Below are 25,984 nucleotides of genomic sequence, written 5' to 3'. Positions count from 1 at the left end.
GCCGATCACCCGGAGGCCCCGGCTGATCACGACGGTGCCCCGGGCGGCGAGTGTTTTGACTTCCGGGCGGTGGCACCGTGCGGTTTCCGGGCATCGGCACCCCCGGCGGTGGGCCTTCCGGCTCCTAGGAGGAGGCCAATCGGCTTTTGGGCGGTGGCATTCACCTGACGGCGGCTGTTCGCTTCTGGGCGGTGGCATCCCTTGGACGTGGGCCGTTCGGCTTGCAGTCGGTGGGTCAACCGGGCGGTGGCCGTTCGGCTCTCGGGCGGTGGGTGGTTCGGCTTCGGGTGGTGGCGGTCAGTCGGTGGACGGGGAGAGGACGCGGGTGTTGCCGAGGATGCGGGTGATCTTGATCTCGATCACCACGCGGTTCGGGTTCTCGCGGGGCGGGTGGTAGCGCTCGGCGTAGCGGCGGACGGCCTCGGCGACGGAATCCGCGTCGCGCAGGACCCGCGCGGTCCCCTCCAGCGTGGCCCAGCGGGAGCGGTCGACCTGGCACACCGCGGCGAGCGCCCCCTCGCGCGCGGCGTTGCGGGCCTTGCGCGAGGCGCCGTCGCAGATGACGCGGGCGATCCCGGACCCGGGGTCGAGCGTCACCCCGACCGGCACCACGTGCGGGGTGCCGTCGGGCCGGATCGTGGTCAGGGTGCACAGGTGCCGCTCCCGCCAGAAGGCGAGCATCTCCGTACCGATCTCCAGCACTGTTTTCTCCTCCATGTTCCGCCGCCGCGAGAGCGGGTCGTCCCAGAAGAACAATCATCCCGCAGGCGGCTTCGGAGACCGCATCTTGATCGGACAGCAGGAGGTGGATCCTGTGCGGGGCCGAACTACGTATCAGCGCGCCCGGCCGCGCGGGCGGCCGAATTCGCCTTGACCGTCGCCACCGAAAGGAGCGCGAGAACCACGCCGATTCCGCACAGCGGGATGATGAGGGCAGCTGGATTCTCGACGTCGCCCAGCGTCAACGCCAGGCCGAGGGCGAATGTGATGGCGCTCGTGATGTAAGCGGTCAGGTAGGTCGCCGTCAGTAGCGGAGTCGCCGCGGCATGACCTGCCTCCCATGCGCTGTCCGAAGACATCGTGGCCTTGGTCCGGATTCCCATCACGGAGTTGCGCTGAACGTTTCCGCTGGTGACCTGGCTCTTCACATGGTGGATCATCACGCCCAGTGCGATCAGCCCTGCACCGGCCGCCAATCCTCCAACCGGATCCATTGTTCCTCCCCTACCAGAACAGACATCACCGCTACCGTCTTGAAGACGCTTCGCGTCTCCGCTCGCTCATGGGGGTCAGGCCACTCCCGGCATGTCCGGCATGTGGATCAGGTCACTCTCGGCATGTCCGATCAGCCGCCCTGCGCGTTTTCCGCAGGTTCCACCATGTGCATGCTCTCGTAACCGTAGCGCGGCTGCCGCTCGGCGGAGGTGCCTGTCCGTGATCTTGATGTGGGTCGGATGGGACCACGACCGCGTGCGACCGGGTGCATCCGGCCACTGCCGGCGAACGGGAGGGCGGCGGCCGAACCGGCTCTTGCCGGCCGCCTTCCCGGGCGCCGGTGTTCCCGTCATCCACAGAATTTGATTCGGTTCGTTGGCGGGGCGGGAACGGCTGCACCATGGGATCCAGGAGACCGCGCCGGGCCCCGGCGCACGCAGAGAACCTGGAGAAGAGGCACCGATGACGGATCACGGTTTCGCGTTCGACCCCGGAGCGGCCCGGCAGGCGCTGGCTCTCCTGCGTCCCGAGGAGACGGAGGACCCCGCCCCCTCCGGACCGCCGGAGGACCCGGCCCACCTGGCGGGCCGCCTGGTGGCGGCGGTGGAGCTGGCCGCCGGATCGGGGGGACGCTGCCGGGACTGGTCCCGCTTCGACGAGGGGTACCGCTCCGTCCTGCCCGAGGGCCAGCGCTCGACCGTGGCGCTCAAACGCCTCATGCGCACCGTCCGCGAGCTGACCGGCCTCCCCGGCGTCGCCGCCCGGGGCGCGGCCACCGGCCTGCTGGCCAGCACCTCGGTCCTCTTCGCCGAGATCCTCATGGCCGACGACCGCACCGAACTCGGTTCGGCCCTGGAGCAGCTCGAGGAGGCCCGCGCCCTCTTCGGGCAGACCGTCACCCAGCTGGACGGGCTCACCGGAATGCTCCGCGACTCCCTCTCCCCGGGTTGACCCGCAGCCGCCCCCACCACCCGCCGACCCCTCACCGCCTGCGATGGACCGGCCGCTGGACACCCCCGGGCGAGGACAGGTCGCTCACCGGTCTGTGACGGACCGGCTGTGCTCGAGGTGAGCCCGAATGCTTCCGGTGGGGGCGGTTCGCTCACTGGTCTGTGATGGACCGGCTGCTCTTGGGGCGAGTCCGAATGCCTCTGGCGGGGGCGGTTCGCTCACCGGTCTGTGATGGATCGGCCGCTTTCGAGGCGGGTCCAGATGTTTTCGGTGAGGGCGGGTCGCTCACTGATCTGTATGGATCGGCTCGCTTCCGATCCCGGTCTCATCCGGGCGGGGAGGGTTCTGCCGGGGGGTCAGGAAGGCTGGGCGGACTGGGCGCGGCGGGCCTCGTACTCCTTGAGGACCTGCTTGCGGGCCTTGGCGGGGAGGCGGTCGACGTAGAGCTTGCCGTTCAGGTGGTCGGTCTCGTGCTGGAAGCAGCGGGCGAGCTGACCGGTGCCGTGCAGGCTGACGGGGTTGCCGTCGAGGTCGAAGCCGTGGCAGTGCACATGGGCGACCCGGGCGACGTCGGCGTAGGGGCCGGGGACGGACAGGCAGCCCTCGGAGTCGTGGTCCAGGACGCGGTCGCGGTCGGGGAACTCGATGGTCGGGTTGACCACCACGCCCTTGTGCTGCCGGCCCTCGTCGTCCTGGCAGTCGTAGACGAAGATCCGCAGGTCGACGCCGATCTGGTTGGCGGCCAGGCCCACCCCGTTCGCCTCGTACATGCTGGCGAACATGTCGTCGGCCAGGTCGCGCAGCGCCTGGTCGAACTCGGTGACCTCCTTGAGCGGCCGGTGCAGGACCGGTTCCCCGATAAGCGTGATCGGCCGCACGTTCCCCGACATTCCGTTCCCTCCGCAGAGACCCGATTCCGCCGTTCATGTTATTGCAGGCCCGGCACCGCCGCCCCACGTCCGGCCCGTATCCGGGGTCATCGTGGAGTTCGGCCTGAGGAAACCGGTACGAACCGTCGGTTCGCGTGCGGTTCCATCTGCTTCCGTGTCACGGCTTCCCGTTCGGCCCCGGTGGGCCGGGGCGGCGGTGCCTTTCGTGCGGTCCGGTGGAGGAGTCAGGGCTGCGGAGTGGTGAAAGGAGGGTGCTCTTCGGCGGCGAGACGGACGGCCTCGGGGACGGAGGGGGCGATGAGGAGTTCGAAGACGCGTTGGGCGACGGCGCGGGCGGGAAGGAGGGGCCCGACCCAGAGGGGGGCGTAGACGCGGCGGGAACGCCAGGCGATGCCGGTCTCCAGGGCGTCGATCCCGGCCTTGAGAGGGGTGACGCCGGTGAAGGTGGAGCCCGCGGTGCGCATGGCGGAGACGGCCCGGGTGTCGAAGCCGCGGTGGGTCATGTCGGTGTCGAGTTCGGCGAAGTAGGCGACGCCCACCTTGGCGCCGGTGGGGCGGAGTTCGACGCGCAGCGTGTCGCCCAGGGCCTCGACGGCCGCCTTGGAGGAGCTGTAGGCGCCCAGCAGCGGGGCGCGGACGGCCGCGGCGAGGGAGGCGACGGCCAGGGCGTAGCCCCGCGGGTGGGAGATGTGCGGTCCGGCGGCGCGCAGGGTGTTGTAGGTGCCGAGGACGTTGACCTGGAACGTCTTCTCCAGCACGGCCGGGTCGCCGGTGAGGACGGGCCACTGGCAGGCGATGCCGGCGTTGGCGACGACGACGTCCAGGCCTCCGGCGGTCTCGACGAGGTCGTCGACGGCGGAGGCCAGCCCCGCGCGGTCGGCGACGTCGGCGGGCAGCCAGGGGGCGTCGCCGCACTCGGCCGCGACCTTGGCCAGCAGCTCCGGTTCCAGGCCGGTGAGCAGGACGCGGGCTCCGCGCTGGTGCAGGCGGCGGGCGAGGGCAGCGCCGATACCGCGGGCCGCGCCGGTGATGAGCACTCGGCGTCCGCGCAGGGAGGGGGTCCGCATTCGCAACATGCGGGTGACGCTAACACCGGCTCTGGCCGGTTCAAAGGCCTAGTTACGGCAGGTTTCACCCTTCGGCGGCGAGGTCGGCGGGCGGCTCGCCCGCCGGCCGGGCCCGGCGCTGCGCCAGTTCGATGCCCTCGTTGAGCCGTGCGAGGGAGTCGGCGAGCACGCGCACGTCGTCGTCGTTCCAGCCGGTGAGGATCCGTTCGAGCCCCCGGGTGAGCCAGGCCCGGTGGCGGTGCAGCCGCGCCAGGCCCTCCGGCGTGGCGCGGAACTTGCGGGCGAGGCCGCCCGCCGGGTCGGCGATGCGCTCGACGAGACCGGACCGCGACATCGCCGCCGTCTGCCGGTTGACGGTGGAGGCGTCGAGCCCGAACGCGTCGGAGAGCTCCCCGATGGACAGCGGCCCGGCCACCTCGATCCGGCTCAGCAGAAGGTAGGCGCTGCGCTCCAGCCGCCCGTCGCCCGGCGGCCGCGTGCAGTCACCGATACCCCCCACGGAGACATGCCGCCCGAGCGCCATCAGCTCCCGCTCGATCCGGCCGATCTCCTCCTCAGCCCTCACCACGTTCCTCCTCTTGCCTCTCTCGAAGGACATGCGCTTCCTCCCGAGCCCCGACCCCTCACAACCCGATCCCCGCAACCCGCCGGGCCGCGGCCCGACAGCCCGCGTTCCGGTCGGCCCGGCATCCCGCGGATCGGCGTCCTGCGGCCCGGAGGCCCCGGTGCCCCTCGGTCCGGCGTCCTGTGGACCGGCGTTCTGCGGATCGGCGTTCTGTGGCCCGGAGGCCCGGGAGCCCCTCGGCCCGATGCGCTGCGGTCCGGTGCTTCACGGCCCGGCCGGGTCGGGGTCTTGCGGTCCGGTGCCTTGCGATCCGATGAGCTGCGGTCCGGTTGGATCGGTGTTCTGCGGCCCGGCGCTCTACCGGCCGGTCGGACCGACGTCCGGTGAACCGGTGCCCTGCCGGCTGCTCGGGTCGGTGTTCTGCGGCGCGTTGTCCTGTGGGGTGGTGGGTTGTGGCTTGGCATCCTGCGGCCTGTTGTTCTGCGGCGCGGTGGTTTGCGGGGTGGTGGGCTGCGGCGTGTTGTTCTGTGGCGCGGTGAGTTGTGGGGTGATGTCCCGGGGAGGCGGGGGTTCGGGGAAGGGCGGTCATGCGGCGGCTTTCACGGGGGGTTCGGCCGGGGTGGGGAGCGGAGGGCGGTGTCGGGGGAGGGCCAGGGCGACCAGGGCCGCCAGCAGTGCGGAGCCGGCGCCGATCGCGAGGCCGGTGCGGAAGCCGGCTTCGGAGGGGATGGGGACGGGGCCGAAGGGCACCGTCATGTGCGCGAGGACGACGCCGACCACCGCGGCGGAGGCCGAGGTGCCGATCGAGCGGGCCAGCGAGTTCAGGCCGTTGGCCGCGGCGGTCTCCGTCAGCGGCACCGCGCTCATGATCAGGGCGGGCATGGAGGCGTAGGACAGGCCGATACCCGCGCTGATCAGCATCGTGAAGAGCAACATCTGCCAGGGCGCCTCCATCAGGAACGCGGCCAGGGTGTAGCCGAGGGAGATGACCAGCGCGCCGAGCGTCAGCGCGGTCTTCGCGCCGCGGGCGGCGACGAGCCTGGCCGCGAACGGTGACACCGCCATCATCACCAGACCGCCGGGAGCCATCCACAGGCCGGCCTGGATCATCGACTGCCCCATGCCGTAGCCGGTGCTCTCGGGCAGTTGCAGCACCTGGATGACGACCAGCGACATCGCGTACATGGAGAACCCGATCAGGACGGAGGCCAGGTTGGTGACCAGGATCTGGCGTCCGGCGCTGACCCGCAGGTCGACCAGCGGCGCGGGCGTCCGCAGCTCCCAGCGCCCCCACACCAGGAACACGATCAGGGCGGCGACGAGCAGCCCGAGGACGGTGCCGCTGCTCCAGCCCCAGTCCTGGCCCTTGGTGACGGCGAGCAGCAGGCACACCAGGCCGATGGTGAGCCCGACCGTGCCGGGCAGGTCGAACCTGCTGCGGGCGCGGACGGAGGACTCGGGCACGACCGCCAGCAGCAGCACGCCGATCACCACGCCCCCCGCCGACGACAACCAGAACAGGGCGTGCCAGTCGGTCTTCTGGGCGATGGCCGCGGCCAGGGGGAGCCCCATCGCGCCGCCGACGCCCAGCGAGGAGCTCATCAGCGCCATCGCCGAGCCGAGCCGCTCGGGCGGCAGGACGTCGCGCATCACGCTGATGCCCAGCGAGACGAGGGGCAGGCCGAAACCCTGGAGGGTGCGGCCGGCCACGACCGGGATGAGCGTGCTGCTCAGCGCGCAGATGAGGGAGCCGAGGGTGAGCAGCGCGGTGCACGCCAGCATGAGCCGCCGTTTGCCGTAGAGGTCGCCGAGCCGTCCGAAGACGGGGGTGGCGACCGCGCCGGCCAGCAGGGTCGAGGTGAGCGTCCAGGAGGCGTCGGTGGCGTTGGTGTCCAGGAGGACGGGCAGTTCGCCGATCAGCGGGACGATCAGGGTCTGCATCAGGGAGACCGTGATGCCGGCGCCGGCCAGGACGGCGACGATCGGGCCGCTGCGCGCGGTACGGGGGGAGGGCGAGGACAAAGGTGCTCCAACGGGGGGAGGAAGCGCGTGCGCGCGTTGCGTGGCGCAGGCCCTTCATGTGCATGGTGCACTAGATGTGCATCCTACATATCGGCATTTCCGGGGAAGGCGAAGGCCCGGGGCATCCGTCTTGCGGCAGGTGTTTCCCCGGTCTGGAGGTGAAGGCCGGGATGCCGGAGCGGGTTCCTTCACGTCTGCGAGGACGTGATGCCGAGCCCGGGAAGGCGTCGGGGTCGGAGTCCGCATGAGCGGGCCGGCACCGGCGGTCTTGCGGGGAGGCGAGGCGGCGAGAATGGGGGGGTAACCCTCTTCCGGTCCGCCGGGCACCGCAGAAGCGGAGATAGTTCCTCCGTTTCTGTAGGATGGGCGGCATGGAAACGCCCGTGGCCTCCCGCGCCCCCGACGGAGAGGTCCGCCCCCTGCGGAAGGATGCCGAACGCAACCGCCGGCGTGTCCTGGAAGCCGCCCGGGAGCTGTTCGCCGAACACGGCCTGGACGTGACCCTCGACGACGTCGCCCGGCGCGCCGGGGTGGGCGTCGGCACCGTCTACCGGCGTTTCCCCGGCAAGGAGGACCTCGTCGAGGCGCTGTTCACCGAGGAGATCGACCACCTGGTGGCCAGGGCGGAGCAGGCGCTGGAGGAGACCGACCCCTGGGAGGCCTTCACCGGCTTCCTGGTCCACTGCACCGAGAACATGGCCCGCGACCACGGGCTGCGCGAGGTGATGCTCTCCGACGCCTATGCCTGCGGCCGGCTCGTCCGGATCCGCGACCGGCTCGTCCCCCTGGCCGAGGCGCTCGTCCGCCGCGCCCAGGACGCCGGGGTGCTGCGCGCCGACTTCAGCTCCACCGACATCCCCCTCGTCCAGGAGATGATCGGCTCCATCGGCCTCCTGGCCCAGCGGGTCCGGCCCGAGGTGTGGCGGCGCGGCCTGGCCCTCGTCCTGGACGGCCTGCGTTCCCGCCCCGGCCTCACCCCCCTGGCCGAACCCGCCCTCACCCATGCCGAGCTCGAGCGGATCACCGGGATCACCGGCCCGCCGCAGTGACCGGAGGCCGTCCACAGGGCGGCCGATCGGCCCTTGACCTTGCCTTACCGTGAAACCCCGTCCGTCCCCTGCGTGAAACGAGTCCCACCGTGTCCTGGCTGTCCAAGATCAGTCTCGCGCACCGCAAGCTGGTGATGCTGATCACCCTCGGATTGCTCGCGCTCGGCGCGTACGCGATCCCCACGCTGCAACAGCAGCTGCTGCCGAACATCTCCGTCCCCGCGACCCTCGTGATGGCCCCCTACCCGGGCGCCTCGCCCGAGGTGGTGGAGGAACAGGTCGTCGAGCCGATCGAGAGCGCGGTCAAGAACATCGACGGCCTGGAGTCGATGACGGCGACGTCGCGGCAGGGCATGGCGACCGTGGCGCTGACGTTCGAGTTCGGCACCGGGACGGACACGCTCCTCACGGAGGTCCGCCAGGCCGTCAACCGGGTCTCGGGCAGGCTGCCCGCCGGCGTCACGCCCGAGGTGATGACGTTCTCCACCGACGACCTGCCGACCATGACGCTCGCCGTCACCTCCAGCGGGCAGGGCGGGCTCGACGGGCTCGCCGCCGCGGTCGAGGCGAAGGTGGCGCCGGAGCTGCGGTCCGTGGACGGCGTCAACGAGGTCACCGTCTCCGGCGAGCGCGAGCAGATCGTGCAGATCGTGCCGAACCCGGCCAAGCTCGCCGCGAGCGGTCTGGACGCCTCCGCGATCGGCACCGCGCTGGGCACCGCGGGCCGGACCGTTCCGGGCGGTTCCATCACCTCGGGGGAGCAGAGCCTGAGCGTCCAGATCGGCGGGCCGATCACGTCGGTCCAGCAGATCAAGGACCTGTGGCTGACCGGTTCCAAGACCCCGGTGAAGCTCGGCTCGGTCGCGGCGGTCGCCCTCGCCGACGCCGAGTCCACCTCGTTGACCCGCACCAACGGCAAGGAGAGCCTCGGCCTCTCCCTCATGCTCGAGCGCGACGGCAGCTCCTCGTCGGTCTCCGGGGACGTGCGCGACCTCCTGCCCGGCCTGGAGAAGTCGCTCGGCGCCGGAGCCGAGATCACCATCGTCTCCGACACCGGGCCCGCAGTCAGCGACGCCGTCCTCGGCCTGCTGGAGGAGGGGCTGCTCGGCCTGGTCATGGCGGTCCTGGTGATCGTGCTCTTCCTCCGGTCGGCCCGCTCCACCCTGGTGACCGCGATCTCGATCCCGCTGTCGCTGGTGGTCGCGCTGATCGTGCTGAAGTTCAACGGCTACTCGCTCAACATGCTCACCCTGGGCGGCCTCACCATCGCCGTCGGCCGGGTCGTCGACGACTCGATCGTGGTGCTGGAGAACATCAAGCGCCACCTGGGCTACGGCGAGGAGAAGCGCCAGGCGATCATCGGCGCGGTCCGCGAGGTCGCCGGCGCGGTCACCTCCTCCACGCTGACGACCGTCGCGGTGTTCCTGCCGATCGCGCTGGTGGGCGGCATGGTCGGCGAGCTGTTCGGCTCGTTCTCCATCGCCGTCACCGTGGCGATGATCGCCTCCCTGGTCGTCTCCCTGACGATCATCCCGGTGCTGGCGTACTGGTTCCTGAAGACCCCGGACGTCGGCGCCGACCCCGAGGTGTTCCGCCGCCGCGCCGAGGAGGCCGAGCGCACCGGCCTGCTGCAGCTGGTGTACGTGCCGCTGATCGGCTGGGCCGTCCGGTTCCGCAAGACCGTGCTGGCCGGGGCCGTGCTCGTCCTCGTCCTCACCGGCGTGCTCGCGGCCGGCCTGAAGACCGACTTCCTCGGCGACTCGGGCACCCAGGCGCTGAGCGTCACCCAGACCATGCCGGCGGGCACCGCGCTGAACACCACCGACGCGGCGTCCCGCAAGGTCGAGCTGGTCCTGGAGCGCACCGAGGGCGTGGAGTCCTACCAGGTGGTCGTCGGCTCCCCGGGCGGCATCATGGGCGCGCTGATGAGCGGCGGCTCGAGCGAGGCGACGTACAACGTGGCGCTCGCCGAGGACGCCGACTCCGAGCGGGTCCAGGCCGCGCTGGAGGACGACCTGAAGGCGCTCACGGGCGCCGGTGAGATCAAGGTCGCCGCCAACACCGGCATGGGGGCCAGCGGTCTGGTCGAGGTGCGGGTGGACGCCCCCGACGACGTCTCGCGCGCCGCCGCCGTCAAGCAGCTGCAGGACGCCCTGTCCACGGTGCCGGAGGTCAAGGACGTCAGCAGCGACCTGGCCGAGAGCGTCCCGATGCTCAGCGTCCGCGCCAAGGACTCCGCGGCCCGGATGGGGCTGAGCGACACCGTCCTGGCCCAGGTGGTGGCGCAGGCCGTGCAGGGGAGCACCGTCACGACCGTCAACCTCGAGCGCGGCGAGACCGACGTCGTCGTCCGGGCCTCCGCGGGGGCTCCGGCCTCGGTCGAGGAGCTGAAGGCGCTGCGCGTCCCGGGCGTGCCCGGCGGCGCGGTCCGGCTCTCCCAGGTCGCGACCGTCGCCCAGGTGGACGGCCCGGTCGAGCGCACCCGCCAGGACGGCGAGAGCACCAGCACCGTCACCGCGGTCCCGGTCGGCGACGACCTGGCCAAGGCGTCGCAGGCGATCCAGAAGAAGCTGGACTCCCTGAAGCCCGCGGACGGCGTCACCTACACCCTGGGCGGCGTCACCGCCGACCAGGAGGAGGCCTTCGCCCAGCTGGGGCTGGCCATCGCGGCCGCCATCCTGATCGTCTTCCTGCTGCTGGTCGCGGCCTTCGGCAGCATCCGCCAGACGCTGGTCCTGCTGGTGTCGGTGCCGTTCGCCGCCACCGGCGCGATCATCCTGCTGCTGATCACCGGGGTCCCGATGGGCGTCGCCGCGATGATCGGCATGCTGATGCTCGTGGGCATCGTGGTCACCAACGCGATCGTCCTGGTCGACCTGGTCAACCAGTACCGCGAGCAGGGCATGAGCGTCCAGGACGCCGTCATCGAGGGCGGCCGCCGCCGCCTGCGCCCCATCCTGATGACGGCGCTGGCCACCATCTTCGCCCTGATCCCCATGGCCCTGGGCCTGACCGCCTCCGGCGGTTTCATCTCCCAGCCCCTGGCCGTGGTGGTCATCGGCGGCCTGATCAGCTCCACCGCCCTCACCCTCGTCCTCATCCCGGTCCTCTACACCATGGTCGAGACCCGCCGCGAGGCCCGCCAGGCCCGCAAGGCGGCCCAGGCCGACCAGAAGGCCACAGGCGACGAGGACTCCGAGCCCAGCGAGGACCTCCAGCCCGTGTCCTGACCCGGCGGACGGACGGACCACCCTCCCGTCCCACTCCCACCCAACGGCCCCTGGAAGCGGATCACCCCGCTCCCAGGGGCCGCTCGCCTTCGCCCCATCTCACTGAGAAGACCCGCCCACCCCCACCACCGAAAGAAAAAGAACGAACCCCCCACGACCACCCGCCGACCGGTGACCAGCGTGTGACCCGGCCACGGACGATGGGCGACGCATGACCGTCAAACAGCCGGTCCATGCACGGCGGTCAGCGCACGATCGGCTCGCGGACGGTGACCAGAGCACGACCGGCCTGCGGGAAGGCGCGCCGCGCACCACGGGCCCCGGACGGCGCGCGACGCACGACCACTTCCCGAGCGGTGATCAGTGCACCACCGGTCTCCGGATGGTGGGCGGCGCAAGACCAGCGCACCACCGATCCCCGGGCGATGGGCGGCGCACGACCGGCCCCGGAGGGCGGACGGCGCATGACCACTCGCCGGGCGATGGCCGGACACCACCGGTCTCCGGGTGGTGGGCGGCACATGGCGACCAGTGCAGGTCCGGCGCGTAGAGGAGGGAACGCGCGAGAAGCCCACCGGCGGAAGCGCCTTGCAGAAGGTGTGAAACGCGCGACAGCGCCGCCGCCGGTGAGCGGTCCACGGAAAGCGGGTGACACACGATCAGCTCACGAGCGGTGAACCGTGTGCACGAAACCGTATGAACGCCGTACGGGACACGATCACCGTCCGGGAACTTCGCAGAACGCTCCGTCCGGGAAGTTCGCACCCGTTTCGATACCGAGGAGGCAGCGCACCTGACGGCAGGGGGCGTGGGGGCGGAGCCCCCACGTCGGGGGGCCCGGGGGGTCGTCCCCCCGAAAAACACAGCGGCCCCGCGGGAGATCGAACGGAGTTCGATGACCAGGCGGGGCCGGCTCGTGGACGATACTGGGATTGAACCAGTGACCTCTTCCGTGTCAGGGAAGCGCTCTCCCGCTGAGCTAATCGTCCGGGATGCTGCGAGGTGGAGACGGGATTTGAACCCGTGTACACGGCTTTGCAGGCCGTTGCCTCGCCTCTCGGCCACTCCACCGTGGTTCGGTCTCGCGACCGCTCCGAGCGGAAGACGGGATTCGAACCCGCGACCCTCACCTTGGCAAGGTGATGCTCTACCACTGAGCCACTTCCGCGTGTGCTTTCCGGGGGCTGGCCCCCGTTGGCGACGAGGAAAACCATAGCCAAACTCCGGGCCCGGTGCCAAACCGAATAGCGGGAGGGGCGGGATGCGCGGGGGACGGGAGGGGCGGGAGACTGGGCGGTATGGAAGCGTTCGCCCATGTGGACGGGCTGCTGGCGACCGGGCTGGCCGAGGTCTCCGATGATCTATCGGTGCTCGGGACGCGCGGCTGGTGGGCGGTGGTGGTCACCTACGAGGGGAAGGCGACCTGCGCCAGGTTCGAGCGCGTGCGTCCGGCGCCGCATCCCGACGGGCGGTGGGCGGCGCCGGGGGAGTGGACGAGTTCACTGGACCGGGACTCCTACGAGCGCGGCGTGGCGGAGATCCGGGCCGCGATCGCCGAGGGCTCGGTCTACCAGGCCAACCTGTGCCGGGTGCTGTCGGCGCCGGTCCGCGGTGAGATCGCGGGGCTGGGGCGGCGGCTGGCCGCGGGCAATCCGGCGCCGCACGCGATGACGCTGCGGCTGCCGGACCTGCAGGTGGCCTGCGCGAGCCCGGAGCTGTACCTGGCCAGGGACGGCGAGCTGGTGACGTCCCGGCCGATCAAGGGCACGGGGCGCACCGAGGCCGACCTGCTGCCCAAGGACGAGGCGGAGAACGTCATGATCGTCGATCTCGTCCGCAACGACCTGGGCCGGGTGGCGCGGGCCGGCACGGTCGAGGTGCCCGAGCTGTGCGCCGTGGAGTCCCATCCGGGCCTGGTGCACCTGGTCTCGACGGTGCGGGCCCGCACGTCCGCCGGCTGGCCGGAGCTGATCGCCGCGACGTTCCCGCCGGGGTCGGTGACGGGCGCGCCCAAGTCGTCGGCGCTGGAGCTGATCGAACGCCTGGAGCCGGTGCCGCGCGGCCCGTACTGCGGGGCGGTCGGCTGGGTGGACGCCGACCGCGGCACGGCGGCGCTGGCCGTCGGGATCCGCACCTTCTGGATCGAGGACGGCCTGCTGCGGTTCGGCACGGGGGCGGGCATCACCTGGGGTTCCGATCCCGCGAGAGAATGGCGGGAGACGGAACTGAAGGCGAAGAATCTCCTGGAGGTGGCGGGTGCAGGTCTGGATCAACGGTGAGCTCGGCAGGGACACCGTCAGCGTCTTCGACCACGGCCTCACCGTGGGCGACGGCGTGTTCGAGACGGTCAAGCTGGTGCGGGGCGAGCCCTTCGCGCTGACCCGCCACCTGCGGCGCCTGGCGTTCTCGGCGCGCGGCCTGGGGCTGCCCGAGCCGGACGAGGACTTCGTGCGCGCGGGCGTCGCCGAGGTGCTGGCCGCCGCCGAGCCGTGGGAGCTGGGCCGGCTGCGGATCAGCTACACCGGCGGTCCGGGCCCGCTCGGCTCCGACCGGGGCCCCGACGGCCCCACGATGATCATCATCGCGGGGGAGCAGAAGCCTTTCCCGGCGACCGCCGCGGTCGCCGTGGTGCCCTGGCCGCGCAACGAGCGCGGCCCGCTCACCGGCCTCAAGACGACGTCCTACGCCGACAACGTGCTGGCTCTGGCCTACGCAAAGGAGCGCGGGTCGGGCGAGGCGGTCTTCGGCAACCTCGCCGGGAACCTGTGCGAGGGCACGGGCTCGAACATCTTCCTCGTCCTGGACGGCCGGCTGGTCACCCCGACGCTGGCGAGCGGCTGCCTGGCCGGTGTCACCCGGGCGCTGGTCCTGGAGTGGATCGGCGCCGAGGAGGTTGACGTCCCCCTGGCGGCGCTCACCGGCGCCGAGGAGGCCTTCCTCACGTCCACGACGCGCGACATCCAGCCGATCGGCCTGATCGACGGCAGAGAGCTGCCGGTCGGTCCCGTCACCCGCAAGGCGCGGGAGACCTTCGCCCTTCGTGCCGCGGAAAAGGTCGATCCTTAAGACGAAGTGCGGGTCTTGTTACGTCAAAGGCCTTATTTTGCGATGGCTCCGGGTTCAGACTGGGGAACGTGTACGACTTCGATCTCCTCGTCATCGGTTCGGGGCCGGGCGGCCAGAAGGCCGCCATAGCCGCGGCCAAACTCGGCAGGAAAACGGCGGTCATCGAAAAACCGCACATGCTCGGCGGCGTCTGCATCAATACCGGGACCATCCCCTCCAAGACCCTGCGCGAGGCGGTCCTCTATCTCACCGGCCTCAACCAGCGCGAGCTGTACGGCCAGAGCTACCGCGTCAAGGACGAGATCACCGTCGCCGACCTGGGCCTGCGCACCCGGCACGTGGTCGGCCGCGAGATCCAGGTGATCCGCAGCCAGCTCACCCGCAACCGGGTGACCCTGCTGCAGGGCACCGGCCGCTTCCTGGACGAGCACACGGTCGGGATCCTCGACGGGGGCGAGGAGGAGCGGAAGGTGACCGCCGCGAAGATCGTGATCGCCACCGGCACGACCCCGGCCCGGCCGGGCAGCGTGGAGTTCGACGAGCGCACGGTCATCGACTCCGACGCGATCCTGCACCTGGACCGCGTCCCCGACACCATGGTGGTGGTCGGCGCGGGCGTCATCGGCATCGAGTACGCCTCGATGTTCGCGGCCCTGGGCACCAGGGTCACCGTGGTCGAGCGGCGCGAGCGCATGCTGGAGTTCTGCGATCTGGAGATCGTCGAGGCCCTCAAGTACCACCTGCGCGACCTCGCGGTGACGTTCCGGTTCGGCGAGAGCGTCGCGGCGGTGGAGCGGCGCGCGGGCGGCGCGCTGACGGTCCTGGAGAGCGGCAAGCGCATCCCCGCCGACTGCGTCATGTACTCGGCGGGGCGGCAGGGCAGGACGGCCGAGCTGCACCTGGAGGCCGCCGGGCTGACCGCGGACGCCCGGGGCCGGATCGCGGTGGACGAGGACTACCGGACGGGGGTCCCGCACATCTACGCGGTCGGTGACGTGATCGGCTTCCCGGCGCTGGCGGCGACCTCCATGGAGCAGGGGAGGGTCGCCGCCCAGCACGCCTGCGGCGAGCCGGTGGCGAGCCTGCACGAGCTCCAGCCGATCGGGATCTACACCGTTCCGGAGATCAGCTTCGTGGGCCGCACCGAGGACGATCTGACGCGCGGGCGGGTGCCGTTCGAGGTGGGCGTCTCCCGCTACCGGGAACTGGCCCGCGGCCAGATCATCGGCGACTCGTACGGCATGCTCAAGCTGCTGGTCTCCCCGCAGGACCGCAGGCTCCTGGGCGTGCACGTGTTCGGGACGGGCGCCACCGAGCTGGTGCACATCGGGCAGACCGTCATGGGATGCGGCGGGACGATCGACTACCTGGTCAACGCCGTCTTCAACTACCCGACGCTGGCGGAGTCCTACAAGGTGGCGGCGCTGGACGCGATGAACAAGATGCGGGCGATCTCCAGGCTCACCGGGGAGGCCTGACCCGCGGCGCCCCTCAGGACGACCAGAGCAGGTGCTCGAGCTCGGCGTCCATGTCCACGAACTCCGACTCCCGCCCGGCCGCCACGATGTCGTACGTCTTGTGCAGGAAGTCGGCCATCGGGATCAGCGGGACGTCGAACAGCGCGTCCCCGAACGGCGAGGACAGCGCCAGCTGCAGCGTCCTGTCGTTCTCCCTGCCCGCGGGCCAGACCCTGACGTCGCCGAACCCGGCCCGGCGTTCGATGCCGACCGTCAGCAGCTCTCGGGCGAAGATCCACTCCACGGGGTCCTCGTTGCCGACGTGGAAGGCCATCCTGATGGCGTACGGATCGTCGGCCGCGTATTCGAGCGTGGCCATCAGCGGCACCGTCGAGCGGTCGGGCACGACGAGACGAAGGCCAAGCTCGGCGGAGATGGTGGTGCTGCTGTTCATCGCCATTCCTTCAGCGTCGGGCCCGTGGCGAGCGATCTCGATGAAGACTTCGAGGACTTCGGCTCTTCAACCGATGTCCCCCCGATCTATGACGCGTAACTGCTGGAAGTCGTCAGAACATTCCCAGCACCCGTTTGCGTGAACTCGCGATCAGCGGTGAACGACACGCCGATGACCAGGGCAAACGCGGATGAAAAGGAATCACGATCTTCGGGAGCCGGGTAGGGTTTGACCTCGCCGCTCCCGTGGCGCGGCCCTTTGTGCCCCACCTCGTCCCTTAGAGTAAAACCGTGTCGATGAACCAGGAAAAAGAACTTCGGGAGGGCGGTCGCTACCACCGCTTCCGCGAGGTCATGCGCCAGAATCCCCTGCTCTACACGACCTGGCGGATCGGCGTCTTCACCGTCGGGGCGGTGGTCCTGCTGGCCGGCGTGGTCATGATGGTGATGCCCGGCCCGGGCATGCTCGCCATCGTCGTCGGCCTGGCGATCCTGGCCACCGAGTTCGTCTGGGCCCAGCGCGCCCTCGGCAAGGCCAAGGCCGCCGCCGAGCGCGCCAAGGAGAAGGCGCTCGACCCGCGCACCCGCCGCCGCAACATCATCCTGGCCGTCCTGGCCGGTCTGGTCTGCGCCGCGGCCGTCATCGCCTACCTCTACGTCGTGGGCACCGAGCTGCCCTGGAACGTCGACTGGACCCGCATCAACACGCGCTGACCCGCGCGGGGGCAATCGATGTGCGAACCACCCCCGTTTCGCGCTAATCTATTCGAGGTCGCAGCGCGGGGAACCGCGAAGCGAACGGGCGGGCGATTAGCTCAGTGGGAGAGCGCTTCGTTCACACCGAAGAGGTCACTGGTTCGAACCCAGTATCGCCCACCAGCCCAGAGGCCGGATCCGATCAAGGATCCGGCCTCTTTTCGCATGCGGTGGGACGGGAGAGTGCTGGTGTGGTTTGTGAGGCTTTGGAACGTTTGGTCGATCAGAGGGGCGACGGGTTCTAAGCTGGATGCGCTCAAGACGATGCCGCCGAGGGCGTGCTCGGACCGGGCGGAGACGGGATTCGGCGATGACGGCAGGTGTCTCATGAGTACTACCAGCGTGGAAGGCGTCGCGGAACCGGAGCTGCGGCAGTTGCTCGCGGGGCTGACGGCGGTGCGGGACGGGGACTTCGGGACCCGGCTGCCGAGTGACGGGGACGGGCTGCTGGGGGAGATCGCGCTCGTCTTCAACGGCATGGTCGACCAGTTGTCGCTGTTCACCTCCGAGGTGACGCGCGTCTCCCGCGAGGTCGGCACCGAGGGGAGGCTCGGCGGTCAGGCCGAGGTCCCGGGCGTGTCCGGCACGTGGGCCGACCTCACCGACTCCGTCAACGCCATGGCGGGCAACCTGACCACCCAGGTGCGCTCCATCGCCCAGGTCACGACCGCCGTCGCCGAGGGCGACCTGACGCAGAAGATCACGGTGGACGCCCGGGGCGAGATCCTGGAGCTGAAGAACACCGTCAACACGATGGTCGACCAGCTGTCCTCGTTCGCCGACGAGGTCACCCGGGTGGCGCGCGAGGTGGGCAGCGAGGGCCGCCTGGGCGGCCAGGCGCAGGTACCGGGCGTGGGCGGCACCTGGCGCGACCTGACCGACTCCGTGAACTTCATGGCGGGCAACCTCACCGACCAGGTCCGCAACATCGCCCAGGTGACGACCGCGGTCGCGCGCGGCGACCTGACGCAGAAGATCACGGTGGACGCCCGGGGCGAGATCCTGGAGCTGAAGGAGACCATCAACACGATGGTCGACCAGCTCGGCGCGTTCGCCGACGAGGTCACCCGGGTGGCCCGCGAGGTGGGCACCGAGGGCAAACTCGGCGGCCAGGCGCGGGTCCGCGGCGTGTCCGGCACGTGGAAGGACCTCACCGACAACGTCAACGTGATGGCCTCGAACCTGACCACGCAGGTGCGCTCCATCGCCCAGGTCGCGACGGGCGTGGCCAAGGGCGACCTCTCCCAGAAGATCACCGTCGAGGCCGAGGGCGAGATCGCCGCGCTCGCCGGCGCCATCAACACCATGGTCGACACCCTCTCGGTCTTCGCCGCGGAGGTGACCCGCGTGGCGCGCGAGGTGGGCACCGAGGGCGACCTCGGCGGCCAGGCGCGGGTGCCGAACGTCGCCGGCACGTGGAAGGACCTCACCGACAACGTCAACTCGATGGCGACGAACCTGACCAACCAGGTCCGCAACATCGCCCAGGTCACCACCGCCGTCGCCCAGGGCGACCTGACCCGCAAGATCGACGTCGACGCGCGGGGCGAGATCCTGGAGCTGAAGACGACCATCAACACGATGGTCGACCAGCTGTCCTCGTTCGCCGCGGAGGTGACCCGCGTGGCGCGCGAGGTGGGCAGCGAGGGCCGCCTGGGCGGCCAGGCCGAGGTCGAGGGAGTCTCGGGCACCTGGAAGCGGCTGACGGAGAACGTCAACGAGCTGGCCGGCAACCTCACCCGCCAGGTCCGCGCGATCGCCGAGGTCACCAGCGCCGTGACCCAGGGCGACCTCACCCGCTCCATCACCGTGGAGGCGTCCGGCGAGGTCGCCGAGCTGAAGGACAACATCAACTCGATGGTGCTCTCGCTGCGCGAGAGCACCCGCGCCAACCAGGAGCAGGACTGGCTGAAGTCCAGCCTGGCGTCGATCACCGACCTGATGCAGGGCCGCCGCGACCTGTCCGCCGTCGCCGACCTGATCATGGACGAGCTGGTGCCGCTCGTCTCCGCCCAGTACGGCGCCTTCTACCTCGCCGAGGAGTCCGAGGACGGGCCGGGCCTGCGGCTCATCGCCTCCTACGGGCTGCCCGGCGACCACGGCGCGCCCGAGCGGGTCGGGCTCGGCCAGTCCCTGGTGGGGCAGGCCGCGCGGAGCAGGCGCACCATCGCCGTGGACGACGTGCCCGCCGGGTACCTCGTCTCCTCGGCCGCGGGCGGCGCCGTCCCGGCCAGCCTCATCGTGCTGCCGATCCTCGTGGAGGACCAGGTGCTCGGCGTCATCGAGGTGGCGGCGCTGCACCGGTTCACCGACGTGCAGCGGGCCTTCCTCGACCAGCTGATGGGCACGATCGGCGTCAACGTCAACAGCATCCTGGCCAACGTCCGCACCGACGAGCTGCTGGACGAGTCCCAGCGGCTCACCGCCGAGCTGCAGGCACGCTCCCAGGAGCTGCAGGTCCGCCAGGAGGAGCTGCTGCTGGCCAACGCGGAGCTGGAGGAGAAGGCGGCGCTGCTGGCCAGCCAGAACCGCGACATCGAGACCAAGAACCTGGAGATCGAGCAGGCCCGCCAGGAGCTGGAGGCGCGCGCCCAGCAGCTGGCGCTGGCCTCCAAGTACAAGTCCGAGTTCCTGGCGAACATGAGCCACGAGCTGCGCACCCCGCTCAACAGCCTGCTCATCCTCGCCCAGCTGCTGGCCCAGAACCCCACCCGCAACCTCACCCCCAAGCAGGTGGAGTACGCGGGCGTCATCCACTCGGCCGGCTCGGACCTGCTCCAGCTGATCAACGACATCCTGGACCTGTCGAAGGTCGAGGCCGGCAAGATGGACGTCAACATCGAGCAGGTCTCGCTGAGCCGGGTCGCCGACTACGTGGAGGCGACGTTCCGCCCGCTGGTGGTGCAGAAGAACCTCGACTTCGGGGTCACCAGCGCCCCGGGCGTGCCGGAGGAGATCGTCACCGACGACGCCCGCCTGCGGCAGGTCCTGGGCAACCTGCTGTCGAACGCGGTGAAGTTCACCGAGAGCGGCAGCGTCGAGCTGCGGATCGAACCGGCCTCGGAGAAGGAGCTGCCGCCGGACATGGCGCGGGACGGCGCCGCCGTGGCCTTCCGGGTCACCGACACCGGCATCGGCATCCCCGAGCACCAGCTGGAGACGGTCTTCGGCGCGTTCCAGCAGGCGGACGGCACGACCAGCCGCAAGTACGGCGGCACCGGCCTCGGCCTGTCCATCAGCAGGGAGATCGCCTACCTGCTGCGCGGCGCGATCACCGCGCAGAGCGTGCCCGGCAAGGGCAGCACCTTCACGCTGTACCTGCCGGTGGCGGCCACCGGCCTCGAGCTCTCGGCCGCCGACGAGGAGAAGGCGGCGTGGCCCGCCGCGCCGAGGCTCTCCGCCGCCACCGCCCCGGCGGCGGTCGAGGCGGAGGCGGAGGAGCCCGAGCAGCCGGTCCGCCGGCTGCTGGTGATCGAGGAGCAGCCGCGCGGCCTGCTGACCCTCGTCGCGGAGAGCGCGGTCGCCGAGCTGGCGGGGCGCGACTTCGGCGGGGTCCGGGTGCTCACCGCGGTCAACTCCACCCAGGCGGCGTCGCTGCTGGCGGCCGAGCCCTGCCACTGCGTGGTGCTCGGCCTCGACATGCCGGGAGGGGAGGCGCTGCGCCTGCTCGAGGCCTTCGACGGCGACAGCGCGCTGTCCGGGGTCCCGGTGCTGGTGCACAACAACCGGGGACTGGACCCGGAGGTCCGGCGGACGCTGCACGAACGGTCCCGCAACCGCCCGATCGAGGTGCTGCCGAGCCTGGACGAGCTGCGCGAGCGCATCGCGCTGCACCTCACCGCGGCCGCTCCCGGCGACGTCCTGCCGCTGCTGCCCGCCGAGAGCGAGGGCGAGCAGCCCGAGCCGCCGGCGGGCGAGGGGGGCCTGGCGGGGCGGACGGTCCTGGTCGTCGACGACGACACCCGCAACGTCTTCGCGCTGACCGGGATGCTGGAGCTGCACGGCATGCGGGTCCTGCACGCCGACAACGGCCGCGCGGGCATCGAGACCCTCCAGGCGCACGACGAGATCGAACTCGTCCTGATGGACGTGATGATGCCGGAGATGGACGGCTACACGGCGACCACCGCGATCCGGGAGATGCCCCGGTACGCCGACCTGCCGATCATCACGGTCACCGCCAAGGCGATGCAGGGCGACCGCGAGAAGAGCCTCGCGGCCGGGGCCAGCGACTACGTGACCAAGCCGGTGGACGCCGAGCTGCTCATCGCCTCCATCCAACGCCTGCTGGACCGGTGAGCGGCATGACCACGAATACGTCGCCCGCCCGCCCGCCCGGGCGCCGGACCCTCGACGAGGGGCTCGGCAGGCTGGCCACGACCGTCGAGCGACTGCGCCGGGAGGTGCGGGAGGCGCAGCACTCCACCGGCGGCAGGGCCATCATCGAACTGGCGGCGGGAGTGCTCGCCGAACGGCTGGGCTCCGGTCTCGCCGCGGCGCACCAGCAGCTGGACGTCCTGGCCGAACGCGCGGAGGTCCCGCAGCTGGAGATCGCCGCGGACATCGTGGCGCAGGCGGCCAAGAGCGAGCTCGCCGCCGTCGCCCGCTCCTTCCTGGCCGGGACGAAGGAGGACCCCGAAGACCAGGCCGAGGCCGGGGACCGGATGCGGGCGGCCGAGAGCGCGGCGCTGGCCGCCGACGACACCCAGGCGATGGCGGCCTCGCTGCTGGAGTACGCTCTGGCGCCGCTGGAGGCCGAGGCCGTGGCGGTGTGGGCCGCGGACGCGGACGGCTCGCTGCGGCTGGCCGGGGCCGCCGGGTTCACGCCGCCGGAGGCGCGGCGCTGGCGGCACGTCCCGCCGGCCGTCACGACCCTGGCCCGCCAGGCGCTCGTCGAGCGGCAGCCGGTGTGGTTGGCGGCCGGGCAGCAGTATCCGCCCTCGATCGGCCGTACCGAGCTCGCGCCGGGCGCGCGGGTCGCGGTGCCGGCGGGCACGGGCGGCAGGCTGCTGGGCGTCCTGGAGGTCTGCTGGCCCGGACCGCTGGAGGAGCAGCCTCCGGCGGTGCACCGGCAGCTGGAGTCCCTGGCGGAGCTGTGCGCCTACACCCTCGACCACCTGCCCGCCGGCGAGCAGCAGGGGGTCTCCCCGCTCGCCGACATCGCGGACGCGGTGCTGGACTCGGCCATAGTGCTGCGGCCCGTGCTGGAGGACGACCGGATCGTCGACTTCGTCATCCACCACGCGAACGACAAGTTCGCCGATCTGGCCGGGCGGCCGCGCTCGGCGGTCATGGGCACCCGTTTCCTGGAGTCGTATCCGATGTCGGCCAGAGAGGGCGGGCTGTTCGACCAGGTCGTCTACGTGCACGCCACGGGTGATGCGCTGCGCCAGGTCAGCGCCCCGGTGATCACGCGCGTGGACGACCTGACGGTGTCGGGACCGGCCACCTACAGCATCCTGCGCCAAGGCGAGGACCTGCTGGTGATGTGGCGGCTGCACGACGAGTCCACCCGGCTGGCCGAGCTGCTCCAGCACGCCCAGCGGCTGGGCCGGATCGGCGGCTTCGAGGAGAACCTCCTCACCGGCGAGATCATCTGGAACGACCACCTGTTCGAGCTGCACGGCCTGCCGGTGGAGTCGGGGCCGCTGGCGCTGGCCGAGCTGCCCGCCCGCGTCCACCCGGACGACGCCGCCGCGGTCAGCACGTTCCTGCGCGTGCTGCTGGACCAGGGGCACGCGGCGACCGCGGCGTTCCGGCTCCAGCGTCAGGACGGCTCCTACCGGCACATGCGGATCGCGGCCGAACCCGTCCTGGACGGCGGGGTCAGGCCGATCGTGATCCGCGGCGCCTACCAGGACATCTCCTCCCAGCACTGGACGGAGATCGCGCTGGAGGCCACGCGCGACGAGCTCAACCACACCCAGCAGCAGGCGGCCGAGCAGGCCAAGCTCACGCTCCGCCTCCAGCACGCGATCATGCCGCCGCGCCAGGGCCCGCTGGACACCCCGCGGTTGCGGGTCGGCGTGCGCTACCGGCCCGCGGGCAACGAGCTGCTGGTCGGCGGCGACTGGTACGACGTGCTGTCGCTGCCGACGGGCAAGGTCCTGATCTCCGTCGGCGACGTGGCGGGGCACGGCATCCAGTCGGCCACCGACATGGTGGTGCTGCGCAACGCGCTGCGCGGCCTGTCGGCGACCGGCGCGGGCCCGGCGCAGATGTTGTACTGGCTGAACAACGTCACCGTCCACCTGACCGACAACGTCACCGCCACCGCGGTCTGCGGGGTCTTCGACCCGAAGGACGGGGTGCTGCGCTGGGCGCGGGCGGGCCATCCCCAGCCGATCCTGCTGCGGGACGGGAAGGCCGCGCCGCTCCCGCCGATCGACGGCGTGGTGCTGGGCGTCCTGGAGGACCTGGAGTTCGAGGAGGGCTCGGTGGAGCTGATGCAGGGGGACCGCATCCTGCTGTACACCGACGGTCTCATCGAACGCCGTGACAGCAGCGTCGAGGAGGCGCTGAGCCACCTCCTGGCGATCGCCGCCGCCGGTGACGCCGAGCTCGAGCCCCACCTGGACAACCTGCTGCGCCACGGGGCGTCCGACACCGACGACGACACCTGCGTGGTCGCGCTGGAGGTCAAGCCGTGAGGTGCGGGCCGCCTCCGCCTTCGGGCGGGGCGGCCCGTCAGGCCGGGTGCCCGGCCTCCAGGTGCAGCACCCGCGTCAGCCCCAGGGGCGCGTTCCGCCCCTTCGCCTGGACGTGGAGTGGCTCCACCAGGTAGCCGGTGTGGTCGCCCAGTTCCATCCGGTCCAGGACGCGTCCCACCATCCGGCGCGGCGCGTCCAGCAGCAGCGGCACCCCGCCGGTGTCCTCCTCCCACGCGCACCGCGCGAACTTGTCCATCTCGTCGCCGGTGTTCTCGCCGAACAGCCGCGCCAGGGCGAGCTGTCCGGGGTCGTCCCGCTCCAGGACGTGCACGCCCAGCAGCTCCGCCTTCGCCGCCACCCGGAACGTCCGATTGGTTCGGGACAGGCACACCAGGAACCGCACCGGGTCGATGCTGCACTGGGTCGCGAACCCCACCAGGCAGCCGGCCCGTTCCCCGTCCGCCGACGTGGTCACCAGCAGGACCGGCCCATCGAAACCGGACGTGAACTGATCGATCGGATCATTCCCCATGTTTCGCCTATGCCCGCTGCCGCCGCCGTCTCTCCTCCCGCGGGGCGCCCGCTTCGCGGCCCGGCGCGTCCGCGCATGGACGCGGCCGGCGTTCACAGGTGGTGACGCAGGGGCAGCGCGGCGGGGAAGGGCTCCAGGAGCGTCTGGTCCGCGAGGTAGTGCACGTTCTCGGCGCGGGCGTCGTGCAGCAGCAGCGCGACCGGCACGCTCATCGGGGCGCGTCCGGCCTGGAAGTCCTCGATGGCGCCGGCCAGGCCGTGCCTGCGCTCCGGGCTCAGCCGGTGCCCGAACGGGCCCAGGACGTGCTGCAGCGCGTTGACCTGGCGGCCCCGCGTCGGCCGGACGGCCAGCGCCTCGGTGAACAGCCGCCGGTACTCCTCGGCGAGGGCCCGGCGGTCCGCGGTGCCGGCGCGGGCCACGACGCGGCCGAGCTCCCGGTAGAGGCGCGGGTCGTGCGCCAGGACCTGCAGCTTGTGGCGGCTGTGGAAGTCCACCAGGTCGCGGGGGCGCCACGGCCCGGACAGCAGTTCCCGCAGCCTGGCGTGCGCGAACACCCGTTCCACGAAGTGCTCGCGCAGCACGGGGTCGTTCAGGCGCCCCTCCTCCTCCACCGGGAGGTGGGGGTGGGCGGCGGTGAGCGCCTCGGCGAAGGCGCCCCGGCCGCGGCGGTCGACGGGCTGCCCGTCGGTGCGCTCCCCGGGCAGCCCCGCGCTGTAGCGGGGGACGCCGAACAGCCCGCACGAGGGGGAGCGCGACTTCAGGACGAAGCCGTCGAGGTCCTCGAAGGAGGGCAGGACGCGGCGGGCCGTCTCGGCGAGGGCGGCCGAGTGGTCGGTGTCGCCGTCGCGGTCGACCAGCCGCCCGTCGCTCAGGAGACGGACGGGGCGGCGCGGCGCGCCGAGCCCGAGCTCCATCTCGGGGCAGACGGCCACCCACTCGACCATCCCGGCCAGAGGGCCGAGAGTGAGGAACCTGCAGCGGCTGTGCCCGCCGTTGTAGCGGACGGGCTCGCCGAGCAGGCAGGCGGAGGCGCCGAGCCGGGGACGGGTCTGCGGAGACGGCGTCATGGTTCCTCCCTCCAGAAACCTCTTCAAAATCTATTCATAGTTGCTCGCGCGCGGGAAACGCAAGGCAGAGGCGCAAAGACCGGGCAAACCTCACGAGCTCGACGGGGATCAGCCGGGCAGTCCCAGAACCTCGGCCACGGCCGCCACCGCCTCCGGCAGGGACGCCACGAACCGCACCCCCTCGGGGAGCGGGCGGGGCCAGCCCGGCCCTCCGGCCAGCACGCGCGACGCGGACCGCCCGCCGGGAAGGCGCTCCAGCACCCCGGCGTCCCCCGTGCGGTCCATCTGCGACCACACGAACACCGCTCCGGGGCCGATCCTCTTCATCGCGTCGCCCAGGGCCCGCTCCGGGACGCGGGCACCCAGCATGAGGCCGGGTATCCCCCGCTCGGCCAGGGCCGCGCCCAGCGCGTAGACGGGCAGGCTGTGCTGCTCCTCCGGCGCGCAGGCCAGCAGTACCGGCCGGACCCCGGTCTCCGGCACGGGCGAGGCCGCCTCCGCCAGCGCGGCCAGCGCCGCCCCCGAGAGGAAGTGCTCGATCTCCACCGCCTCGCCCGTCGCGGCGTACCGCTCGCCGACCCCGCGCAGCACCGGGGCGATCAGCTCCTCCCAGGCGCGCACCGCCCCGTCCCGGGCGAGGGCCTCGCGCACCGTCTCCGTGACGGCCGGGCCGTTCAGCGCCATCGCGGCCCGTGCCAGCCCGCGCGTCCGGTCCGGGACCGCGCTCAGCGCCAGCCGGTTGCCCCCGGCCCCGTGCGCCCGCGGGGCGCGCTCCCGCACGCCGGTCCCGCCGAGCGCCACCCGCGCGGCCTCCCCGGGCGGCGCCCCCTGCAGGATCAGCCGGTTCATCACCTCGAGCCGCGCCACGTCGGCCGGGTCGTACCGCCGGTGCGACCCCTGGCTGCGCCGGCTCGGCCCGATCCCGTACCGCCGGTCCCAGGTCCGCAGGGTCGACGGGGACACCCCCAGCCGCCGCGCGACCGCGCCCACGCTCAGCCCCGGTGCCTCCACGGC

At 71.7% G+C, this 25,984-nt stretch carries 19 protein-coding genes and 4 tRNA genes; 10 read left to right on the top strand and 13 right to left on the bottom strand.

Translation table 11 applies throughout. From position 1 onward, the window contains the following. Window positions 1-297: 297 nt before the first annotated feature. Both C2865_RS14875 and C2865_RS14870 read right to left on the bottom strand, forming a co-directional pair. Window positions 298-717 carry a pyridoxamine 5'-phosphate oxidase family protein gene (locus C2865_RS14875; RefSeq protein WP_106399364.1) on the bottom strand — a complete coding sequence of 140 codons (420 nt, stop codon included), beginning with the start codon at window positions 715-717 and terminating at the stop codon, window positions 298-300. A 110-nt stretch (window positions 718-827) separates the two neighbouring features. Next, entirely contained in the window at window positions 828-1,214 is a 387-nt protein-coding gene (locus C2865_RS14870; RefSeq protein WP_106399050.1) for an SdpI family protein, read from the bottom strand. A gap of 463 nt (window positions 1,215-1,677) precedes the next feature. Here C2865_RS14870 and C2865_RS14865 point away from each other — a divergent pair, with 463 nt between their 5' ends. Further along, complete coding sequence (locus C2865_RS14865; protein ID WP_106399049.1) at window positions 1,678-2,166, top strand: hypothetical protein; 489 nt, start codon at window positions 1,678-1,680, stop codon at window positions 2,164-2,166. Window positions 2,167-2,522: 356 nt separating this feature from the next. Here the strand turns inward: C2865_RS14865 and def are convergent, their stop codons facing one another. The 4 genes from def to C2865_RS14845 all read right to left on the bottom strand — a co-directional run bounded on the left by def (window position 2,523) and on the right by C2865_RS14845 (window position 6,710). Then, a complete protein-coding gene (def, locus tag C2865_RS14860; RefSeq protein ID WP_106399048.1) occupies window positions 2,523-3,056 on the bottom strand; it encodes a peptide deformylase in 534 nt (177 codons plus the stop codon). Window positions 3,057-3,280: 224 nt separating this feature from the next. Next, window positions 3,281-4,132 (bottom strand): SDR family NAD(P)-dependent oxidoreductase, encoded by an 852-nt coding sequence (locus C2865_RS14855; RefSeq protein WP_106399047.1) that lies wholly within the window; start codon window positions 4,130-4,132, stop codon window positions 3,281-3,283. A 55-nt stretch (window positions 4,133-4,187) separates the two neighbouring features. Beyond that, the gene (locus C2865_RS14850) at window positions 4,188-4,688 is read right to left on the bottom strand and encodes a MarR family winged helix-turn-helix transcriptional regulator (RefSeq protein ID WP_232835603.1); all 501 of its coding nucleotides are present in this window, start codon (window positions 4,686-4,688) and stop codon (window positions 4,188-4,190) included. Window positions 4,689-5,273: 585 nt separating this feature from the next. Beyond that, window positions 5,274-6,710, bottom strand: a complete 1,437-nt coding sequence (locus C2865_RS14845; protein ID WP_232835602.1) for an MFS transporter — start codon at window positions 6,708-6,710, stop codon at window positions 5,274-5,276. Between the two features lie 371 nt (window positions 6,711-7,081). On the opposite strand from C2865_RS14845, the gene C2865_RS14840 reads away from it, so the two are divergent. Then, on the top strand, window positions 7,082-7,759 hold the full coding sequence (locus C2865_RS14840) for a TetR/AcrR family transcriptional regulator (RefSeq protein WP_198653335.1): 678 nt from the start codon (window positions 7,082-7,084) through the stop codon (window positions 7,757-7,759). Window positions 7,760-7,848: 89 nt separating this feature from the next. Then, the gene (locus C2865_RS14835; protein WP_106399044.1) at window positions 7,849-10,989 is read left to right on the top strand and encodes an efflux RND transporter permease subunit; all 3,141 of its coding nucleotides are present in this window, start codon (window positions 7,849-7,851) and stop codon (window positions 10,987-10,989) included. Between the two features lie 917 nt (window positions 10,990-11,906). Here C2865_RS14835 and C2865_RS14830 read toward each other — a convergent pair. The 3 genes from C2865_RS14830 to C2865_RS14820 form a co-directional block, all read right to left on the bottom strand. Next, a tRNA-Val gene (locus tag C2865_RS14830) sits at window positions 11,907-11,978 on the bottom strand. Between the two features lie 11 nt (window positions 11,979-11,989). Then, window positions 11,990-12,060: transfer RNA gene (locus tag C2865_RS14825), tRNA-Cys, on the bottom strand. A gap of 25 nt (window positions 12,061-12,085) precedes the next feature. Next, window positions 12,086-12,157: transfer RNA gene (locus C2865_RS14820), tRNA-Gly, on the bottom strand. 130 nt (window positions 12,158-12,287) lie between these two features. Between C2865_RS14820 and C2865_RS14815 the strand changes: the two genes are divergently transcribed. The 3 genes from C2865_RS14815 (at window position 12,288) to sthA (ending at window position 15,533) form a co-directional block, all read left to right on the top strand. Then, window positions 12,288-13,268 (top strand): anthranilate synthase component I family protein, encoded by a 981-nt coding sequence (locus C2865_RS14815; protein WP_106399043.1) that lies wholly within the window; start codon window positions 12,288-12,290, stop codon window positions 13,266-13,268. Next, window positions 13,246-14,055: an aminotransferase class IV gene (locus C2865_RS14810; protein ID WP_106399042.1), complete on the top strand. Its 810-nt coding sequence runs from the start codon at window positions 13,246-13,248 to the stop codon at window positions 14,053-14,055. Before C2865_RS14815 ends, C2865_RS14810 begins: the two co-directional genes overlap by 23 nt. Window positions 14,056-14,123: 68 nt before the next feature. Continuing rightward, complete coding sequence (gene sthA / locus C2865_RS14805) at window positions 14,124-15,533, top strand: Si-specific NAD(P)(+) transhydrogenase (protein ID WP_106399041.1); 1,410 nt, start codon at window positions 14,124-14,126, stop codon at window positions 15,531-15,533. Window positions 15,534-15,546: 13 nt separating this feature from the next. Here the strand turns inward: sthA and C2865_RS14800 are convergent, their stop codons facing one another. Next, window positions 15,547-15,966 carry an SsgA family sporulation/cell division regulator gene (locus C2865_RS14800; RefSeq protein ID WP_106399040.1) on the bottom strand — a complete coding sequence of 140 codons (420 nt, stop codon included), beginning with the start codon at window positions 15,964-15,966 and terminating at the stop codon, window positions 15,547-15,549. Between the two features lie 296 nt (window positions 15,967-16,262). Here C2865_RS14800 and C2865_RS14795 point away from each other — a divergent pair, with 296 nt between their 5' ends. From C2865_RS14795 to C2865_RS14780, 4 genes are all read left to right on the top strand, one after another. Further along, window positions 16,263-16,679 (top strand): TIGR02611 family protein, encoded by a 417-nt coding sequence (locus tag C2865_RS14795; protein ID WP_106399039.1) that lies wholly within the window; start codon window positions 16,263-16,265, stop codon window positions 16,677-16,679. A gap of 90 nt (window positions 16,680-16,769) precedes the next feature. After that, window positions 16,770-16,844 (top strand) — tRNA-Val (locus C2865_RS14790). A 204-nt stretch (window positions 16,845-17,048) separates the two neighbouring features. Continuing rightward, the gene (locus C2865_RS14785; protein ID WP_106399038.1) at window positions 17,049-21,020 is read left to right on the top strand and encodes a HAMP domain-containing protein; all 3,972 of its coding nucleotides are present in this window, start codon (window positions 17,049-17,051) and stop codon (window positions 21,018-21,020) included. A gap of 5 nt (window positions 21,021-21,025) precedes the next feature. Further along, window positions 21,026-23,371: a GAF domain-containing SpoIIE family protein phosphatase gene (locus C2865_RS14780; protein ID WP_106399037.1), complete on the top strand. Its 2,346-nt coding sequence runs from the start codon at window positions 21,026-21,028 to the stop codon at window positions 23,369-23,371. 37 nt (window positions 23,372-23,408) lie between these two features. Here C2865_RS14780 and C2865_RS14775 read toward each other — a convergent pair whose 3' ends face one another. The 3 genes from C2865_RS14775 to C2865_RS14765 all read right to left on the bottom strand — a co-directional run bounded on the left by C2865_RS14775 (window position 23,409) and on the right by C2865_RS14765 (window position 25,981). Beyond that, window positions 23,409-23,903: a flavin reductase family protein gene (locus C2865_RS14775; RefSeq protein WP_106399036.1), complete on the bottom strand. Its 495-nt coding sequence runs from the start codon at window positions 23,901-23,903 to the stop codon at window positions 23,409-23,411. 92 nt (window positions 23,904-23,995) lie between these two features. Further along, window positions 23,996-24,970: a YbgA family protein gene (locus C2865_RS14770; protein ID WP_106399035.1), complete on the bottom strand. Its 975-nt coding sequence runs from the start codon at window positions 24,968-24,970 to the stop codon at window positions 23,996-23,998. A 108-nt stretch (window positions 24,971-25,078) separates the two neighbouring features. Next, a complete protein-coding gene (locus C2865_RS14765; RefSeq protein WP_198653334.1) occupies window positions 25,079-25,981 on the bottom strand; it encodes a MerR family transcriptional regulator in 903 nt (300 codons plus the stop codon). Window positions 25,982-25,984 lie beyond the last annotated feature (3 nt).

Source organism: Actinocorallia populi (assembly GCF_002995495.1).
In the GTDB taxonomy this organism is placed as follows: Bacteria; Actinomycetota; Actinomycetes; order Streptosporangiales; family Streptosporangiaceae; genus Actinocorallia; species Actinocorallia populi.
Note: the sequence above shows the minus strand (reverse complement) of the source record. Positions and strands in the feature narration are given on the sequence as shown.

Coding starts and splice junctions, on each gene's coding strand:
- C2865_RS14815 (WP_106399043.1), top strand. CDS start 12,288: ATGGAAGCGTTCGCCCATGTGGACGGGCTGCTGGCGACCGGGCTGGCC.
- C2865_RS14855 (WP_106399047.1), bottom strand. CDS start 4,132: ATGTTGCGAATGCGGACCCCCTCCCTGCGCGGACGCCGAGTGCTCATC.
- C2865_RS14840 (WP_198653335.1), top strand. CDS start 7,082: ATGGAAACGCCCGTGGCCTCCCGCGCCCCCGACGGAGAGGTCCGCCCC.
- C2865_RS14775 (WP_106399036.1), bottom strand. CDS start 23,903: ATGGGGAATGATCCGATCGATCAGTTCACGTCCGGTTTCGATGGGCCG.
- C2865_RS14785 (WP_106399038.1), top strand. CDS start 17,049: ATGAGTACTACCAGCGTGGAAGGCGTCGCGGAACCGGAGCTGCGGCAG.
- C2865_RS14800 (WP_106399040.1), bottom strand. CDS start 15,966: ATGAACAGCAGCACCACCATCTCCGCCGAGCTTGGCCTTCGTCTCGTC.
- C2865_RS14870 (WP_106399050.1), bottom strand. CDS start 1,214: ATGGATCCGGTTGGAGGATTGGCGGCCGGTGCAGGGCTGATCGCACTG.
- C2865_RS14770 (WP_106399035.1), bottom strand. CDS start 24,970: ATGACGCCGTCTCCGCAGACCCGTCCCCGGCTCGGCGCCTCCGCCTGC.
- C2865_RS14795 (WP_106399039.1), top strand. CDS start 16,263: ATGAACCAGGAAAAAGAACTTCGGGAGGGCGGTCGCTACCACCGCTTC.
- C2865_RS14875 (WP_106399364.1), bottom strand. CDS start 717: ATGGAGGAGAAAACAGTGCTGGAGATCGGTACGGAGATGCTCGCCTTC.
- def (WP_106399048.1), bottom strand. CDS start 3,056: ATGTCGGGGAACGTGCGGCCGATCACGCTTATCGGGGAACCGGTCCTG.
- C2865_RS14865 (WP_106399049.1), top strand. CDS start 1,678: ATGACGGATCACGGTTTCGCGTTCGACCCCGGAGCGGCCCGGCAGGCG.
- C2865_RS14780 (WP_106399037.1), top strand. CDS start 21,026: ATGACCACGAATACGTCGCCCGCCCGCCCGCCCGGGCGCCGGACCCTC.